Origin of the sequence: Sphingopyxis sp. BSN-002, from assembly GCF_022024275.1 — a bacterium.
GTDB lineage: Bacteria > Pseudomonadota > Alphaproteobacteria > Sphingomonadales > Sphingomonadaceae > Sphingopyxis.
Window position 1 is genome coordinate 3,340,113 of sequence record NZ_CP091804.1, and the last position, 17,057, is coordinate 3,357,169.

Consider the following 17,057-nt stretch of genomic DNA (forward strand, 5'->3'; position numbering starts at 1 on the left):
GCGCGCAATCACTTTACGTGAACGTAAAGCGGTCCCCGAGTTGACGCCGCGTTAACCATTGCCCGTCATAGCTTTGCGATCAATTTGGGGTGGGTAGCCTGATGAAATTCGATCCGATCAATCCGGCGGCGCAGATTCTCGACCAGTCGGTAGCCAGCGACTGCGGCGAGCTTGCCGTCGGCTGCAGCGATGCAGCGGGGCGCATCAAGCGCGCGACCGACCAGATGGATCGTCAGATTTCGGAGCTCGGGAGGCTCGAAGAGTTCGTCGTCAGTTTGGAAAACGATCAGCGCCAGATCGCCGATTCGACCGATGAAGCGAAACTGCTGTCGGCGCGCGCGTGCGAGCAACTCGACACCGGAGCCGAGCGGGTCAACGCCGCGGTCAGCGAATTCCGCTCGGTGATCGACCTGGTCGCACGGCTCGGCACGCACGTCACCAATTTCGCCGCGGTGATGGAGCAGGTGCAGCAGGTCAGCCAGTCGATCGAGTCGATCGCCAAGACCACGAACATGCTGGCTCTGAACGCCGCGATCGAGGCCGAGCGCGCCGGCGACGCCGGCCGTACCTTCGCGGTTGTTGCCGCCGAAGTGAAGAAGCTGGCCCAGAACACGCGCGGCGCGACCGACGAAATTCGTCGCAGCATCGGCAGCCTCGCGACCGAGGCATCGGGGCTTGTCGCCGAAATCCAGTCGGGCGTCGAACAGTCGAGCCGTGCCGAGGCGCAGTTCGAGACGATCACCGATGCGCTGCACGACGCGACGCACCTTGTCGCGCTGCTCGACGACCAGAGCGACCGGATCGCGCAAAGCTCGGCCATGGTGCATGCCAATGGCGCCAAGGTGCGCGAGGCGATGGACCGCGTCGTCACCTCGGTGCGCGACAACAGCGCGACCCTCGACGGGACGCGCGATTCTATCCTGTCGATGGAGCATGTGTCGAACCGCATGTTCAATGCCGTGATCTCGGCGGGAGTGTCTCCGCAGGATTCGGCAGTCGTTGCACTGGCTGCCAAGGTCCGCGACGAATTTGTCGGGCTTGCCGAACGCGCGGTGGCGCGGGGCGAGCTGTCGATGGACCAGCTGTTCGATACCAATTATGTCCGGGTTCCGAACTCGAACCCCGAACGCTTTCGCACGACGCTCTGCGACTGGGCCGACGCCCACTGGCGCCCGCTGTTCGACCGCATCGTCGCGGAGCATCCCGAGATCAAGATGTCGTCGGCGGGTGACATGAACGGCTTTCTGCCGACGCACATCACCGATTGCTCGCGCGCGCCGACCGGCGACCTCGAGCATGATACCGCCCACTGCCGCAACGGCCGTTTGCTCTATGACGAAACCGACGCAGCGGCGAAGCGCAGCACCGCGCCCTTCTTCATGACCGTTTACCGGCAGGAAGGTGACGGGATCAATTACCTGACCGTACGCAACGTCTATATGCCCGCGGTGATCAACGGCCGCCGCTGGGGCGACGTCGAGGTTGCCTATCAGCTCTGAGGCGCCGGCGGAGCCGGGGGCTGCGCCGGGAACTGCTCGATTGCCGGGTCGAGAACCGCCCAGCCGGGCGCTTCGCTTGTCCAGATTGCCATCGTTGGTTTGAGCTCATGCCCCTGATCCAGCACGCCGAGGCGAACGACGCGCATCTGCGGCCGGGCCGAAGACCCTCCCAGGATCGGGGTGCCGCAGGCGGGACAGTGGGTGCGCGTCAGCGTGTTTCCGCTGTCGGCGACATAGTCATGCGACGCGGTCGGGCCGTCGATGATGATATCGGCAGTCCGGAAAATCGCATTGTTCGTGGGGCCGCCCGCCGCGATCTTCTGGCAGCGGCGACACCAGCACTGGCGCACCGCGATGGGCTCGGCATCGATGCGCAACTCGACCGCGCCGCACGAACAGCGGCCGGTATAGCCCATCAGCTGCCCTGACGGCGCGCCATGAAGGCGAGCTTTTCGAACAGCATCACATCCTGCTCGTTCTTGAGCAGCGCGCCGTGGAGCGGCGGGATTGCCTTGCCGACGTCGCGGTTCTGCAGGACTTCGAGCGGCATATCCTCCGCAAGGAGGAGTTTCAGCCAGTCGATGAGCTCGCTGGTCGAGGGCTTTTTCTTGAGGCCGGGGACATCGCGCACGTCGTAGAAGATGTCCATCGCGCGGCTGACCAGCGTTTTCTGGATGCCCGGGAAATGGACATCGACGATGTTCGCCATCGTGTCGCGGTCGGGGAATTTGATGTAGTGGAAAAAGCAGCGGCGCAGAAAGGCGTCGGGCAGTTCCTTCTCGTTGTTCGAGGTGATGACGACGATCGGGCGTTCCTTGGCGCTGATCGTCTCGTCGGTCTCGTACACATGGAAAGCCATGCGATCGAGTTCCTGGAGAAGGTCGTTCGGGAATTCGATGTCGGCCTTGTCGATTTCGTCGATCAGCAGGACGGGAAGCTTGGGGCTGGTGAAGGCCTCCCACAGCTTTCCCTTGCGGATATAGTTGCGGATGTCGTGGACGCGCTCTTCGCCGAGCTGGCCGTCGCGGAGGCGCGCGACTGCGTCATATTCGTACAGGCCCTGCTGCGCCTTGGTGGTCGACTTGATGTTCCAGGTGATCAGCGGCGCGTCGAACGCCTTTGCGATTTCCTCGGCCAGCACGGTCTTGCCGGTGCCGGGTTCGCCCTTCACGAGCAGCGGGCGGCGGAGCATCGTCGCGGCATTGACCGCGACCTTCAGGTCGTCGGTGGCGATATAGGCGCTGGTACCTTCGAAACGCATCGGCTCTTTCCCTTAACGTGAACGTCAAGTGAAATGGCACAGCGGGGCAGGGGGCGCAAGCAAAGTTGCGTTCCTCTGGCTGGCAGAAGCGTTCAGGGGTGCGCGCGGCTCGCGGCGCGGGCGGCGAGGAGATCCCAAAGGCCGCTGTGCTGGGCGACCAGCTGTTGCGCGCCGAATGCGATCGCGCGCTCGGTGGCCGGACCGTCGGCGACCTCGCCGGCGAGACGTGCCGTATCGCGAAGGTCGGGTAGCGTGCAGCGCGGCACATTCATGTCGAGGCGCTGCGCGCTGATGTCGAGCAGGACGCGGATCGTGCGCCAGTCGAGGGTCAGGGCGATTGCCGCGCCGACCGCGCAGCCGTGGCGATCGGATTCGGCGAGCATGTCGAGCGCCTTGCGTTGCGCCGCGACTGCGGCCTCGCACTGCGCCTGACCCTGCGTGCTCGGGACGGGGCCGACTGCCGAGGCGATCTTGGTGAGGAAGGCGCGCTCCTGTGCAAAGGCCTGCGCGGCTTCGTCCATCCACCGGCGCGAGACGGGGTCGACCGCCTTGCGCGCGGCGCTGTCGATGACACCCGGATAGCGGCCGTGGAGGAGGCCGAGGAAATGGACGGCGTCGGCAAGGTTGCGCATCGCTTGCGGGTCGCTCGACAATGCGCCGGACTTGACGTGCGGATGCGCACCCGTGCCTTCGCTGGCGACGAGAGTATCGAGCAGTTCGGCGACGCCGCGTGATTGCGGCTGGGGCTGGGTCGACTGGCTCAACGCATCATCCTTGCCTGTGGCGGCACGCCGATGCGCCCCACCCGTGATTTCGAGCGTCCAGCCTTAGAGCAACGTCGTAAACGTCGCGTTTATATGGACCCCGGCGAATTCGGCGGAAGCTGTGCCGGATAGAGACAGCGGGGAAATCATGACGCAAAAAGACCGGCAAGCACGGAGGGCTTGCCGGTCCTTGGTTGCGGCGCCGGGGAGCGCCATCCGGAGGGAACGAGCGGGGCGACGAGAGGGAAAGTGCCCGGCCCGTTTCCCGTCAAGCTGCGAGAGCGAATTCCTCGGTCTTCTCTTCCTTCGCCGCGGCCGGTTCGGCCACCGTCAGGGCGTGCTGTCCGGCCGCCGCCGCTGCCTTGTTCGGGAAGAGCAGGCGCGAGGCGAGAACGATGAAGCCGAGCGCGAAATAGGCCGCGAAGGTCTGCACCGGGAAGAAGAAGAGCGGCGCGATGAACGCGAGACGCAGATACAGCGGATTGAAGCCGAAATCCTGGCCGACGGCCTCGCAGATGCCGAAGAAGGTATCGCGGCGGCGGAAGAGATTGGTGGTTTCGGTCTGCATCTTCTTGTCTTTCCCTTTGGCCGCGGCGGGGAGCGCCGCGTCATGCCCACTGCTAAGCAACGCGCGTGCCAATTCGTACATTCTCTCACTTTTCCGGGATTTTTCGGATCAGCCGGAGCGGCTGCCCTCCTCGGACTATGTTCTATATTCCCACTATGTGGGATGGATTGCCATTTAGCGGTTCTGGATGAACGGTTGCTGAAAATCGCGCCCCAAATCCCTCCGCCGGATGGCTATCTGGTTCGGAAGTATGAAGATTTGAAGTAGGGGCACGAAATTTTTTGTGCGGCGCACAATCGGATGCTCCCAACCGATACGAAAGCGCCCCGCCCGCACGGGTGCGGACGGGGCGAGCGGTCCAGTGGTTGGACGTTCGTTGGCCGGACGGCCGGCGTATCGCTTACTGGTCGAGGAAGCTGCGCATCTTGCGGCTGCGGCTCGGGTGCTTCAGCTTGCGGAGCGCCTTCGCCTCGATCTGGCGGATGCGTTCGCGGGTCACGCTGAACTGCTGGCCGACTTCCTCGAGGGTATGGTCGGTGTTCATGCCGATGCCGAAGCGCATGCGGAGAACACGCTCCTCACGAGGAGTAAGCGACGCCAATACTCGCGTAACCGTTTCCTTGAGGTTCGACTGCACCGCGGCATCGACCGGGATGACGGCATTCTTGTCCTCGATGAAATCGCCGAGGTGGCTGTCTTCCTCGTCGCCGATCGGCGTTTCGAGGGAGATCGGCTCCTTGGCGATCTTCATCACCTTGCGGACCTTTTCGAGCGGCATCGACAGACGCTCGGCCATTTCCTCGGGTGTCGGCTCGCGGCCGCTTTCGTGGAGGAACTGGCGGCTGCAGCGGACCAGCTTGTTGATCGTCTCGATCATATGGACCGGGATGCGGATCGTGCGCGCCTGATCGGCGATCGAGCGGGTGATCGCCTGCCGGATCCACCAGGTCGCATAGGTGCTGAACTTGTAGCCGCGGCGATACTCGAACTTGTCGACCGCCTTCATCAGGCCGATATTGCCTTCCTGAATGAGGTCGAGGAACTGCAGGCCGCGGTTCGTATATTTCTTGGCGATCGAGATCACGAGACGCAGGTTGGCCTCGACCATTTCCTTCTTGGCGATGCGCGCTTCGCGCTCGCCCTTCTGGACCATGTTCACGACGCGGCGGAATTCGGTCAGGCTCATGCCCGCGGCTTGCGCGATTTCGCTGATTTCGATGCGGATGCGGTCGACGGCGCCGGCTTCATTCTCTGCGAAGGCGGCCCATTTCTTGTCGATCGAGCCGACGTCCTCGAGCCAATTCTCTTCCAGTTCGCGCCCGACATAATTGTCGAGGAAGGCCTTGCGCGGCACCTTGTGGCGCTCGGCGAGGCGCAGCATCTGGCCGCCGAGGGCGGTCAGGCGACGGTTGTAGCTGTAGAGCTGGTCGACGAGATATTCGATCTTGGTGCCGTGGAACTGCACGCTCTCGACCTGCGCGGTGAGCTCCTCGCGCAGCTTGTGATATTTCTTCTCCGACGCCGAGGGGAATTCCTCGCCGCCCGACAGCGATTCGAGGCGCGCTTCCTGCAGCTTCTGGAATGCCTTGAAGCTCTTGGTGATGTTCGCGAACTTTTCGAGCGCATCGGGCTTCAGCAGCTCTTCCATCGCGGCGAGGCTGAGGGTGTTGTCTTCTTCGTCCTCCTCGAAGGTTTCGCGCTTGCCCGACGAGCCTTCGCCGTCCTCGTCGTCCTCGTCGGCCGAGGGCTCTTCCTCGACCTCGTCCTCGTCCTTGAACGAGACGCCGGCATTCTTCTCGCTGATCTCGCCGTCGTCCTCGGCGCCTTCCTCGTCGAGGTTTTCAGGCGCCGGGTCTTTCGACAGCATCGCTTCGAGATCGACGATCTCGCGCAGCTGCATGTCGCCGTTGTTCAGCGCGTTCGACCATTCGATGATCGCGTTGAAGGTCAGCGGGCTTTCGCACAGCCCGAGGATCATCGTGTCGCGGCCCGCCTCGATGCGCTTCGCGATCGCGATTTCGCCCTCGCGGCTGAGCAGCTCGACCGCGCCCATTTCGCGCAGATACATGCGAACGGGATCGTCGGTGCGATCGACCGTTTCCTTCTTCTTCTCGATCGCGGGGTTCGAAACCGATCCGGTGCCCGCCGAAACATCGACTTCGTCGTCCTGTTCCTGCTCGGCCTCTTCCTGGACGTCCTCGTCGCTTTCGACGATGTTGATGCCCATGTCGCTGATCGCCGACATGATGTCCTCGATCTGCTCCGACGACATCTCGTCCTGCGGCAGCGCTTCGTTGAGCTCGTCGTAGGTCAGGTATCCGCGCTTCTTGCCGCGCGCGATCAGCTTTTTGACGTCGGCCTCGTTGAGGTCGATCAGCGGAGCGTCGGTATCGGCTTCGGTGTTCTTCGTGGCCATTAATTCTTCCTGGTCATTGCCCAGCCGGGGGGCATAAACGGGTCGGTCTTTACTGGTTCGTGCTGTCGGACAGCGCGGCCAGGCGGCGGGTCAGGTCCTCATCCATCGCACGCAGCTTTTGCTGACGCGCGAGGCCTTCGTCGTCCATCGTGCGCTGAAACTCCGCGGTGGCTTCTGCCAGCCTTGCGCGGATTTCGGGCTGGGTGACCAGCACGCCGATATATTCGTCGAGGTCGCGCAGCGCGATTTCACGTGCTGCATCAGCCTCTTCGCCTTCGAGCCTTCGATTGAATGAGAAGTGCATTCCGTCGGCTCTGAGCAATGTCATCGCCCTATTATACACTTTCATGGGCTCCAATATGGCAAGCAACCCCTCGCAATCAAGCCCTTCTTGGGCATTTGCGCTGTCAAGCATTACGCCGAGCAGTTCGGCGTCGCCGGAATCGGGGATCGCGAGGCGGAAAAGCTCGTCCTCGTGGCGCCGGATCGCCTCGGGATAGCGGAGCAGGCCGCCAAGCAGCGCGGCTGCATAAGGGCCGCCGATGCCGGCTTGTCCCAGTGCGCGCGTTTCGTCGGCGGGTGGCTGAAGGCGCGGGTCGGGCTGGAAGCGGCGGCCGCCGCGCTGCGGCTGTGGTGCCCAGGGCACGCGCGGGCCGCGTTCGGGCTGCTTGCGCGCGAAGAGCGCGTCGAGCTTTTCGCGGAACGCCTCGCGATAATGGTGGCGCACGTCGGCGTCCTGAATGGCGTCGGCGTGCGCGAGAAGGCGCGTCTTGAGTGCGGCGCGTTCCTCGGGCGTTGCGAGCGGTCCCGCTGCGACCTCGTGTGCCCAGAGGCGCTCGACGAGCGGTTGGGCGTCCTCAAGGATTTCGACGAAGCCGGTCGCGCCGCGCGCGCGGACGATGTCGTCGGGGTCCTGTCCGGCGGGCAGCGTTGCGAAGGCGAGGCTGAAGCCGGGGCGGAGCAGGGGGAGCGCGCGCATCGCTGCGCGCATCGCCGCTTTCTGTCCGGCATTGTCGCCGTCGAAGCAGAGCACGGGCACCGGCACCATCCGCCAGATCATGCCGAGCTGGTTCTCGGTGAGCGCGGTACCGAGCGGCGCGACCGCATCGGCGATCCCCGCCTCGGCGAGCGCGATCACATCCATATAGCCTTCGACGACGATGATCCGGTTCGTCTGCCGCGACGCCGGGCTCGCCTTGTCGAGGTTGAAGAGCGTACGGCCCTTGTCGAAGAGCGGGGTGTCGGGCGAGTTCAGATATTTGGGCTCGCCGTCGCCGAGGATGCGTCCGCCGAACGCGATCACGCGCCCGCGAGCGTCGCGGATCGGGATCATCAGGCGGCCACGGAAGCGGTCGTAAGGGTCCTTGTCGTCGACCGCGATCAGCATCCCCGATTCGACGAGCATCGCGGTCGGGAATTTCTTGAGCGCTTCTTTCAGCGCGCTCCGGCTCTCGGGCGCGAGGCCGAAGCCGAAGGCCTTGCGCGTGGCGTCCGAAATGCCGCGCTTCTTCAGATATTCGCGCGCGGGCGCGCCGTTGCTGCTGTCGAGCTGCTGGGTGAACCAGTCGGCGGCGCCCTGGGTGACATCGCGGAGGCTCGCCTGCTCCTCGGCCTTTTTCGCGGCGCGCGGGTCGGCGGCGGGGACTTCCATTCCGGCTTCGGCGGCGAGTTCCTTGACGGCGTCCATGAACGACAGGCCACGCTGGTCGGTCATCCAGCGGATGGCGTCGCCGTGGGCGCTGCAACCGAAGCAGTGGTAGAAGCCCTTTTCGTCGTTGATCGTAAAGCTGGGCGTCTTTTCGTTATGGAAGGGGCAGCAGGCCTTATACTCGCGCCCCGCGCGCGTGACCTTCACCGTCCGCCCGATGAGCGTCGACAGCGTGATCCGCGATCTGAGTTCGTCCAGCCATTGCGGGGTGAGCGTCATTTAGCTCCCCTCCCTTTGGCGGGTTGTCATTTCAATCCCGTTCGTGTCGAGCGAAGTCGAGACACCCATCGGACGAGAAACCGCCTCGATAGGCGTCTCGACTTCGCCCGACGCGAGCGGAGAGGGGGAACGTTCATGTGGGGGCCTGGCGAAATGGCTCACCATTTTCCAATCACCGCGGATCAATGCCTCTTTCTTAGCTTGAGACCATTTCTTGATTCGCATTTCGGCATCTAAGGCTTCGAAGCGACTGGCGAAGTCCTGCGACCACATTAAGCGGACTGGCAAACGAGACGATGTAAAACCCTTGATAAGACCCGATTGGTGCTGGCCGATCCGATATTCGAGATTATCGGTATGGCCCGTGTAATAGAGCCCATCGTTGCAAAGCAGGATGTAGGTCCAGAACGCCATCCTACCCCTCTACCCGTTCGCATCGAGCGAAGTCGAGATGCCCTCAAACCTGCACTGTCCCGATGGGTGTCTCGACTTCGCTCGACACGAACGGATTTTCAGGCTGGCTCTTCCCGGCTGATCAGCTCAGCGCCGCCTTAACCCAGCCGCTCGCCTTGCTCATGTCGAGTTGCGAGCCGAGCCGGTCCTTCACCGCGGCCATCACCTTGCCCATATCCTTCAGGCTTTCGGCGCCCAGCTCGACCACGATCGCCTTGATCGCCGCCATCGCGTCGTCGTCGGAAAGCTGCGCGGGCAGGAAATCCTCGATCACGACGACCTCGGCCGCTTCGATGTCGGCAAGTTCCTGGCGGCCGCCCTGTTCGTACATGGTGATCGACTCGCGGCGCTGCTTCACCATCTTCTGCAGCACGTCGGTGACGAGCACATCGTCGTCGGCCGGCGCGGTGCCGGTGCGCAGTTCGATGTCCTTGTCCTTGATCTTGGCCAGCATCAGCCGGATGGTGCCCAGACGCGCCTTGTCGCCGCTCTTCATGGCAGCAACCTGCGCAGCCTTGATGTCGTCACGAATCATGCGTGTCCCCATGCGCTGCAAATTTCGGAAAGGCCCTCTCTAGCGGCAAGTTTTCGAATCCGATAGCTTGTGAATCACTTTTTTGGCTCCTACTTGGTCGGCCGTTTAGCCCCCCGTCCGGAGCAGTTTAAATGGCACCAGCCAACCCATCAGTCGCGCCTGAAAAGCAACCGCAAGGGGCCACCGGCGTCCTCGTTCTTGCCGACGGAACCGTCCTTTGGGGCATAGGATACGGCGCCAGCGGTGCGGGCGTCGGCGAGATCTGTTTCAACACGTCGATGACCGGCTATCAGGAAATCCTGACCGACCCGAGCTATGCCGGGCAGATCATCACCTTCACCTTTCCGCATATCGGCAATGTCGGCGCGAACCCCGAGGATATGGAGCGCGAAAAGCGCGCTGCGATCGGATGCATCACGCGCGAACTACCGACGCACCCGAGCAGTTTTCGCAGCGTCCAGACGCTGCCCGACTGGATGGCGAGCCAGGGCCTGATCGGCCTCGCGGGCATCGACACGCGCGCGCTGACGCGCCGTATCCGCGACGGCGGCGCGCCGACCGGCGTCGTGGCGCACAGCCCCGAGGGCAAGTTCGACCTCGATAAGCTGCTGATGCTGGCGCAGGGCTGGCCGGGGCTGGAGGGCATGGACCTGGCCAAGACCGTGACGCGCGAGCGGCAGGGAAGCTGGGACGCGGGCGTGTGGCATCTGGGATCGGGCTATGAAGGGTCGGACCACAAGCGCGCGGGCGATCCCGCGCCGCATGTCGTCGCGGTCGATTATGGCGCGAAGGACAATATCTTCCGCAATCTGGTGAAGGCCGGCGCACGCGTCACGGTGGTACCCGCCAAGACCAGCCTCGACGAGATCATGGCGCTGCGCCCAGCGGGCGTGTTCCTGTCGAACGGCCCGGGCGACCCCGCGGCGACGGGCGAATATGCGGTGCCGGTGATCAAGGGGCTGCTCGAGCGCAATGTGCCGATCTTCGGCATCTGCCTCGGTCACCAGATGCTCGGCATCGCGGCGGGCGCGAAGACGGTGAAGATGCATCAGGGCCACCGCGGCGCGAACCATCCGGTGCAGCGCGCGGAAGACGGCGTGGTCGAGATCACCAGCATGAACCACGGCTTCGCGGTCGACGCGGCGACCTTGCCCAAGGGCGTGGTCGAAACGCACAAGAGCCTGTTCGACGGATCGAACTGCGGCATCGAGGTGACGGGCAAGCAGGCGTTCAGCGTGCAATATCACCCCGAGGCAAGCCCGGGGCCGCAGGACAGCTTCTACCTGTTCGAGAAGTTTGTGCAGGGTCTTGGATGAAGGCCCTGCTGCTCTCATTTCTGATCGGCGCGCTCGCCATCTATTCCTATGCGGCGTTAAGCGGCTATGGAAATCCTTGGCGTGACGTAACCTATTCAGGCGGCAATTGGACGGTTCTTAAAGGCAGAGCGTTCTTTCTCGATAAATGCGTTTCAAACGCAAGGGGCGAGATATGCGAGTTGCGGAAACAATACGCAAAGACCCTGATGTTTGTGCAAGGCGACGGGGTTCAGGGCTTTCCGGGCGCCATTCGAGGCGAAGGTAAGCCGCCAATCAAGCTGTTCGCAAAGCTTCGCCGGAAAGCCTTCGGTGATCCGGATTTGCTTCTGGAGGCAGTAAAATCCTGCACAGATTCGCATATCCATGTCAATTATGGCTGGCACTACGAAACCGTAATCGTCCCTCAGGCTTCAGATAATTTGTCGACGGTCAAATGCGTGAAGTCGGGCCTTTACGGGGCGTTTTCCGCTGGCCTTGGAAACCCACTACGCGGCGAGCCGGACACAACCCTCTTCAAGAGTTTAGAGACAGCAAAATAATGCCCAAAAGAACCGACATCCAATCCATCCTCGTCATCGGCGCCGGCCCGATCGTTATCGGTCAGGCGTGCGAGTTCGACTATTCGGGGACGCAGGCGATCAAGGCGCTGAAGGAGGAGGGCTATCGTATCGTCCTCGTCAACTCCAACCCGGCGACGATCATGACCGATCCCGACCTCGCCGACGCCACTTATGTCGAGCCTATCACGCCCGAGATCGTCGCGAAGATCATCGCGAAGGAGCGCCCCGACGCGGTGCTGCCGACGATGGGCGGACAGACCGCGCTCAACACCGCTCTCGCGCTCGCGCAGGACGGGACGCTCGCCAAGTACGGCGTCGAGATGATCGGTGCCGATGCCGAGGCGATCGACAAGGCCGAGGACCGGCAGAAGTTCCGCGATGCGATGGACAAGATCGGGCTCGAAAGCGCGCGCTCGGGCGTCGCGCATACGCTCGACGAGGCGCTGAAGGTGCTCGAACGCACCGGCCTGCCGTCGATCATCCGCCCGTCATTCACGCTCGGCGGCACCGGTGGCGGCATCGCGTACAACCGCGAGGAATTCGAGCATATCGTCCGCGGCGGCCTGATCGCCTCGCCCACCACCGAAGTCCTGATCGAGGAATCGCTCCTCGGCTGGAAGGAGTTCGAGATGGAGGTGGTGCGCGACCGCAAGGACAATTGCATCATCATCTGCTCGATCGAGAATGTCGATCCGATGGGCGTGCATACGGGTGACAGCATCACCGTCGCGCCGGCGCTGACGCTGACCGACAAGGAATATCAGATCATGCGCAACGCGAGCATCGCGGTGCTGCGTGAAATCGGTGTCGAAACCGGCGGGTCGAACGTCCAGTTCGCGGTCAATCCGAAGGACGGCCGCCTGATCGTGATCGAGATGAACCCGCGCGTGTCGCGCAGTTCCGCGCTCGCGTCGAAGGCGACGGGCTTCCCGATCGCCAAGGTCGCGGCGAAGCTGGCGGTCGGCTACACGCTCGACGAGATCATGAACGACATCACCGGCGTCACCCCGGCCTCGTTCGAACCGACGATCGACTATGTCGTCACCAAGATCCCCCGGTTTGCCTTCGAGAAGTTCAAGGGCGCCGAGGCGACGCTGTCGACCGCGATGAAATCGGTCGGCGAGGTGATGGCGATCGGGCGGACGATCCATGAGTCGTTGCAGAAAGCGCTGCGCGGGCTGGAGACCGGACTTTCGGGCTTCAACTTCGTCGACCGCCTCGTCGGCGCGAGCCACGAGCAGCTCAAGAGCGAGCTGGCAAAGCGCACGCCTGACCGCCTGCTCAACACCGCGCAGGCGATCCGCGAGGGGCTGCCGCTTGCCGAGATCAACCGCATCGCGGGTTACGACATGTGGTTTCTCGAACGCATCTTCGAGATCGTCGAGGCCGAAAATGAAGTCATGGCGAACGGCCTGCCGCGCGACGCCGAGGGGCTGCGCAAGCTCAAGGCCATGGGCTTCTCCGACAAGCGGCTCGCCTATCTGGCGCTCCAGTCGGCGAACCTCCACCCCGGCACCCGCCGCGCGACCGCGCGCGGGTCGGGCCTGATCCACGAAGCCGTCAAGGCGATGACCGGCGGCGTGACCGAAGCCGAAGTGCGCGCGCTGCGCCACAAGCTCGGCGTGCGGCCGGTGTTCAAGATGATCGACACCTGCGCCGCCGAATTTCAGGCGCAGACGCCCTATCTCTATTCGACCTATGAAGCCCCGACCTTCGGCGAGCCCGAGAATGAAGCGAACCCGAGCGACCGCCGGAAGATCGTCATCCTCGGTGGCGGTCCGAACCGGATCGGGCAGGGGATCGAGTTCGACTATTGCTGCTGCCACGCCTGCTTCGCGCTCGAAGAGGCGGGTTATGAAACGATCATGGTCAACTGCAACCCCGAGACGGTATCGACCGACTATGACACGTCGGACCGCCTCTATTTCGAGCCGTTGACCGCCGAGGATGTGCTTGAAATCCTGCATGTCGAAATGTCGAAGGGCGAACTCGTCGGCGTGATCGTCCAGTTCGGTGGGCAGACGCCGCTGAAGCTGGCGCAGGCGCTGGCGGAGGCGGGGATCCCGATCCTCGGCACCTCGCCCGACGCGATCGACCTTGCCGAAGACCGCGAGCGCTTCGCCGCGCTCGTCAACAAGCTTGGCCTGAAACAGCCCGAGAACGGTATCGCGCGCAGCCGCGAAGAGGCCGTCGCGGTCGCGGCGCGTATCGGTTATCCGGTGCTCACGCGCCCGAGCTATGTGCTCGGCGGCCGTGCGATGGAGATCGTCGACGATCAGGCGCAGCTCGAAAATTATATCGAGACCGCGGTGCAGGTGTCGGGCGACTCGCCGGTGCTGATCGACCGCTATCTGCGCGATGCGATCGAGGTCGATGTCGATGCGCTCTGCGACGGGACCGACGTCGTCGTCGCGGGCGTGCTCCAGCATATCGAGGAAGCGGGGGTCCATTCGGGCGACAGCGCCTGCTCGATCCCGCCGTACAGCCTCTCGGCCGAGATCGTTACAGAGATCGAACGACAGGCCGATGCGCTGGCGCGGGCGCTGGGCGTTCGCGGCCTCATGAACATCCAGTTCGCGGTCAAGGGCGACGAGGTCTATCTGATCGAGGTCAATCCGCGCGCGAGCCGCACCGTGCCCTTCGTCGCGAAGGCCGTCGGCTCGCCGATCGCCAAGATCGCGGCGCGCGTGATGGCCGGCGAGAAGCTCGCCGACCTGCCGAAGATCAATCGCGACATCGCGCATGTCGCGGTGAAGGAAGCGGTTTTCCCCTTCGCGCGCTTCCCCGGTACCGATCCGGTCCTGTCTCCCGAGATGAAGTCCACCGGCGAAGTCATGGGAATCGATCGCGATTTTAATCTCGCCTTCGCGAAGGCACAGCTCGGCGCGGGCGACCGGTTGCCGACCGACGGACGCCTGTTCGTGTCGGTCAAGAACAGCGACAAGCCGCGCATCGTGGGTTCGGTGAAGCAGCTTCGCGCCTGGGGCTGGAAGGTCGTCGCGACCGGCGGGACCGCCGACTATCTGGCCGAGCAGGGGATCGAGGTCGAGCGCGTCAACAAGGTCGCCGAGGGCCGCCCGCATATCGTCGACCGGATCAAGGACGGCGATGTGCAGTTGATCTTCAACACGACCGAGGGCTGGCAGTCGTTGCAGGACTCGCAATCGATCCGCGCCTCGGCGCTCGCCGCCGACATCGCCTATTACACGACCGCCGCGGGAAGCGATGCCGCGACCCACGCGATCGGGGCGCTGCGCGCGCATAGTCTTGAAGTAAAGCCGCTTCAGGACTATTATTGAGGATACCGCTCCACCTCCCGACATTGATGGACACAGCGGCTCAGCCGCTCGGCGCTAAACCGCCGAGGCAGGATTATTGACGAAGGACAACAGGATAATGGCAAGCGTTGAAAAGGTACCGATGCTGCAGGAAGGCTATGAGAAGCTGAGCACCCAGCTCGCGACTCTCAAGGCCGAGCGCCCTCTGATCGTCGATGCGATCGAGGAAGCGCGTGCGCATGGCGACCTTTCGGAAAATGCCGAATATCACGCCGCGAAGGAGCGTCAGGGTCAGGTCGAAGCCTCGATCGGCGACCTCGAAGACCGCCTGTCGCGCGCGCAGATCATCGACCCGACGACGCTGTCGGGCGACCGCATCGTCTTCGGCGCGACCGTCACCCTCGCCGACGAGGACGACAAGCCGGTGAAGTATCAGATCGTCGGTCAGGCCGAGGCAGACGCCAAGGACGGCAAGATCAGCTATAACTCGCCGCTCGGCCGCGCGCTGATCGGACGCCGCGTCGACGACGAGGTCGAAGTGACCGTGCCGTCGGGCGACAAATATTATCTCGTCACCAAGATCGAATTCGTCTGACGCCGGGGCAGATCGCATGAAGCCGCAGGAAGCCCCGGTCATCACGGGTTATGCGCTCGCCTGCGTCATCATCTTTCTGCTGCTGACGATCACCGGCTTCCAGTATGACGCGATCATCCGCGCGGGCTTCATTCCCGCGCGGTTCGGCGCGGAGGTCATCGCGCCCCCGGGCACGATGGTGCCGTTCCTGCTGACGCCGCTGACCGCGACCTTCCTGCACGGTGGCTGGCTGCACCTGATCTTCAATATGGTCATGTTGCTGTTCATCGGCCGCCAGCTCGAGGCGCCGCTGGGTGGCAAGGCGATGGCGGTCCTGCTGCTCGTCGGAGCCTATGCCGGCGCGCTGGCACAAGGATTGGCCGATCCGCAATCGACGGTCCCGATGATCGGTGCGAGCGGTGCCATTTCGGCGTTGCTCGCGGTTTTCGCGCTGATCTTCAGCCGCACGCAGACCTCTGCGATCGGGCCGATCCCGGCGCACTGGGTGCGAGCGCTCTGGCTCGCCGCGGCGTGGATCGGGTTGCAGCTCGCGATCGGTTTCGCGGGCGGCGGCGAGCTCGGCGCCATCGCGATCTGGGCGCATGTGGGAGGGTTTCTTGCAGGCCTCCTGCTTGCCCGCCCCCTGCTTCGCTGGCGCTTCGGCGCCCGCTAGGCCAGCAGCCCGCTTACCAGCAGCGTCGCGACCCGGACGTCGATGCCGCATCCTTCGGCGCGCTTTGCCGTGACGAAATCCTCGATCCCGTTCAGCGGAACGCGGTGGACGACAATGTCCTCACCCTCGACGCCGCCGCCGTCGCCGACCTTGGTGAGGCCGGTTGCGACGAGTAACGTGAAGCTTTCGCTGACCATGCCCGGCGAGCTGTAGAATTCGCCGACATTGCGCCAGTTTACGGCCCGATAGCCGGTTTCTTCCTCCAGCTCGCGCTGCGCCGCCACCTCGGCCGCCTCTCCCGCGACCTCGTCACCGACGAGCCCCGCCGGCAGTTCGATGCACCGGACCTTCAACGGCACGCGATACTGTTCGACGAGGATCACATGCCGCCCGTCGGCCGCTTCATCGATCGCGAGGATCACCGCGGCATGCATCCCGCGCGAGCGCGAGACATATTCCCACGTGCCTTGCTGCTTCACCGTGATGAACCGGCCTTCCCATCGCGTTTCGATGGGCGTGTCGGAGGAGGGGCGGCTCATGGCGTTTCCTTCTAGAGTTCGATCAGACGGTCGGGCAGTTCGTTCGGGTTCTCGCTGCCGCGCGGGAAATGTTCGGCGAGGACGACGCCCATCTGGCGCACCGCTTCGGCCATGCCTTCGCCGGGCTTGCCCTTGCGGACAAGCTCGATCAGCGACGCCATCGCGTCGCCCCAGACTTCGGGCGCGACTTTCGACGCGATGGCTTCGTCGGCGACGATGTCGGCGCGGTGTTCGCGCAGGCTGACGTAGAGCAGAACGCCCGTGCGACCGAGCGTCTTTGCCTCGGTCCCGACCTTGAACAGATCGACAGCGCGGGCGCGGACACGCCCCGCAAGGATCGCGCGCGGGGTCAGCCACAGGCGCAGCGGGCGCCAGAGCAGGATCAGCCACACGCCGATCCACTTGAGCACCCCGATCGCGATCACCGTTCCAAGCCATTGGTTGGACGTGAGTTCGTGGCCCCAGCCACCGCTCAGGCGATAGTAGAGGCCCTGATAGAAATCGGGGAAAAGAGCGACGATCGACATCGCAAGGAAGGCGATCACGCTCGCCCACACGAGCGCGACGTCGTCATAATCGTTCGACTGTGCCGCGATGACGGTGACGATCTCGCCGCTCGTATGCGTTTCGGCCGCGGCGACCGCGGCAGTAACGATATCGTGATCGGCGGCGCTGACGTGACTGACTTTCATGG

Annotated in this window: 16 protein-coding genes; 6 read left to right on the forward strand and 10 right to left on the reverse strand. The window is 63.8% G+C overall.

Annotated features, from left to right (window positions below):
- Window positions 1-101 precede the first annotated feature (101 nt).
- Window positions 102-1,499, forward strand: a complete 1,398-nt coding sequence (locus L7H23_RS16470) for a methyl-accepting chemotaxis protein (RefSeq protein ID WP_237836949.1) — start codon at window positions 102-104, stop codon at window positions 1,497-1,499.
- On the opposite strand, the gene L7H23_RS16475 is transcribed toward L7H23_RS16470, so the two are convergent.
- The 8 genes from L7H23_RS16475 to L7H23_RS16510 all read right to left on the reverse strand — a co-directional run bounded on the left by L7H23_RS16475 (window position 1,490) and on the right by L7H23_RS16510 (window position 9,423).
- Window positions 1,490-1,915 (reverse strand): GFA family protein, encoded by a 426-nt coding sequence (locus L7H23_RS16475; RefSeq protein ID WP_237836950.1) that lies wholly within the window; start codon window positions 1,913-1,915, stop codon window positions 1,490-1,492. The genes L7H23_RS16470 and L7H23_RS16475 overlap by 10 nt on opposite strands.
- Window positions 1,915-2,760 (reverse strand): MoxR family ATPase, encoded by an 846-nt coding sequence (locus L7H23_RS16480; protein WP_237836951.1) that lies wholly within the window; start codon window positions 2,758-2,760, stop codon window positions 1,915-1,917. The genes L7H23_RS16475 and L7H23_RS16480 overlap by 1 nt, the downstream gene beginning before the upstream one ends.
- Before the next feature lie 92 nt (window positions 2,761-2,852).
- Window positions 2,853-3,524, reverse strand: coding sequence for a hypothetical protein (locus L7H23_RS16485; RefSeq protein WP_237836952.1), 672 nt, complete (start codon window positions 3,522-3,524; stop codon window positions 2,853-2,855).
- Between the two features lie 268 nt (window positions 3,525-3,792).
- Window positions 3,793-4,092 carry a PspC domain-containing protein gene (locus L7H23_RS16490; RefSeq protein WP_237836953.1) on the reverse strand — a complete coding sequence of 100 codons (300 nt, stop codon included), beginning with the start codon at window positions 4,090-4,092 and terminating at the stop codon, window positions 3,793-3,795.
- Between the two features lie 400 nt (window positions 4,093-4,492).
- Window positions 4,493-6,508: an RNA polymerase sigma factor RpoD gene (gene rpoD, locus L7H23_RS16495; protein WP_237836954.1), complete on the reverse strand. Its 2,016-nt coding sequence runs from the start codon at window positions 6,506-6,508 to the stop codon at window positions 4,493-4,495.
- A 49-nt stretch (window positions 6,509-6,557) separates the two neighbouring features.
- Complete coding sequence (dnaG, locus tag L7H23_RS16500; protein WP_237836955.1) at window positions 6,558-8,435, reverse strand: DNA primase; 1,878 nt, start codon at window positions 8,433-8,435, stop codon at window positions 6,558-6,560.
- Window positions 8,436-8,849 carry a GIY-YIG nuclease family protein gene (locus L7H23_RS16505; protein ID WP_237836956.1) on the reverse strand — a complete coding sequence of 138 codons (414 nt, stop codon included), beginning with the start codon at window positions 8,847-8,849 and terminating at the stop codon, window positions 8,436-8,438.
- 121 nt (window positions 8,850-8,970) lie between these two features.
- Window positions 8,971-9,423, reverse strand: a complete 453-nt coding sequence (locus L7H23_RS16510) for a GatB/YqeY domain-containing protein (RefSeq protein ID WP_237836957.1) — start codon at window positions 9,421-9,423, stop codon at window positions 8,971-8,973.
- A gap of 131 nt (window positions 9,424-9,554) precedes the next feature.
- On the opposite strand from L7H23_RS16510, the gene carA reads away from it, so the two are divergent.
- From carA to L7H23_RS16535, 5 genes are all read left to right on the forward strand, one after another.
- Window positions 9,555-10,739: a glutamine-hydrolyzing carbamoyl-phosphate synthase small subunit gene (gene carA, locus L7H23_RS16515; protein WP_237836958.1), complete on the forward strand. Its 1,185-nt coding sequence runs from the start codon at window positions 9,555-9,557 to the stop codon at window positions 10,737-10,739.
- Window positions 10,736-11,278: a hypothetical protein gene (locus L7H23_RS16520; protein ID WP_237836959.1), complete on the forward strand. Its 543-nt coding sequence runs from the start codon at window positions 10,736-10,738 to the stop codon at window positions 11,276-11,278. Before carA ends, L7H23_RS16520 begins: the two co-directional genes overlap by 4 nt.
- Window positions 11,278-14,598 (forward strand): carbamoyl-phosphate synthase large subunit, encoded by a 3,321-nt coding sequence (carB, locus tag L7H23_RS16525; protein ID WP_237836960.1) that lies wholly within the window; start codon window positions 11,278-11,280, stop codon window positions 14,596-14,598. The genes L7H23_RS16520 and carB overlap by 1 nt, the downstream gene beginning before the upstream one ends.
- A 97-nt stretch (window positions 14,599-14,695) precedes the next feature.
- Window positions 14,696-15,172: a transcription elongation factor GreA gene (gene greA, locus L7H23_RS16530; protein ID WP_237836961.1), complete on the forward strand. Its 477-nt coding sequence runs from the start codon at window positions 14,696-14,698 to the stop codon at window positions 15,170-15,172.
- Window positions 15,173-15,188: 16 nt separating this feature from the next.
- On the forward strand, window positions 15,189-15,824 hold the full coding sequence (locus tag L7H23_RS16535; protein WP_237836962.1) for a rhomboid family intramembrane serine protease: 636 nt from the start codon (window positions 15,189-15,191) through the stop codon (window positions 15,822-15,824).
- Here the strand turns inward: L7H23_RS16535 and L7H23_RS16540 are convergent.
- Both L7H23_RS16540 and L7H23_RS16545 read right to left on the reverse strand, forming a co-directional pair.
- Complete coding sequence (locus tag L7H23_RS16540) at window positions 15,821-16,363, reverse strand: NUDIX hydrolase (RefSeq protein WP_237836963.1); 543 nt, start codon at window positions 16,361-16,363, stop codon at window positions 15,821-15,823. The two genes, L7H23_RS16535 and L7H23_RS16540, sit on opposite strands and share 4 nt — an antisense overlap.
- Window positions 16,364-16,374: 11 nt before the next feature.
- On the reverse strand, window positions 16,375-17,055 hold the full coding sequence (locus tag L7H23_RS16545) for a hypothetical protein (protein ID WP_237836964.1): 681 nt from the start codon (window positions 17,053-17,055) through the stop codon (window positions 16,375-16,377).
- Window positions 17,056-17,057: the final 2 nt, after the last annotated feature.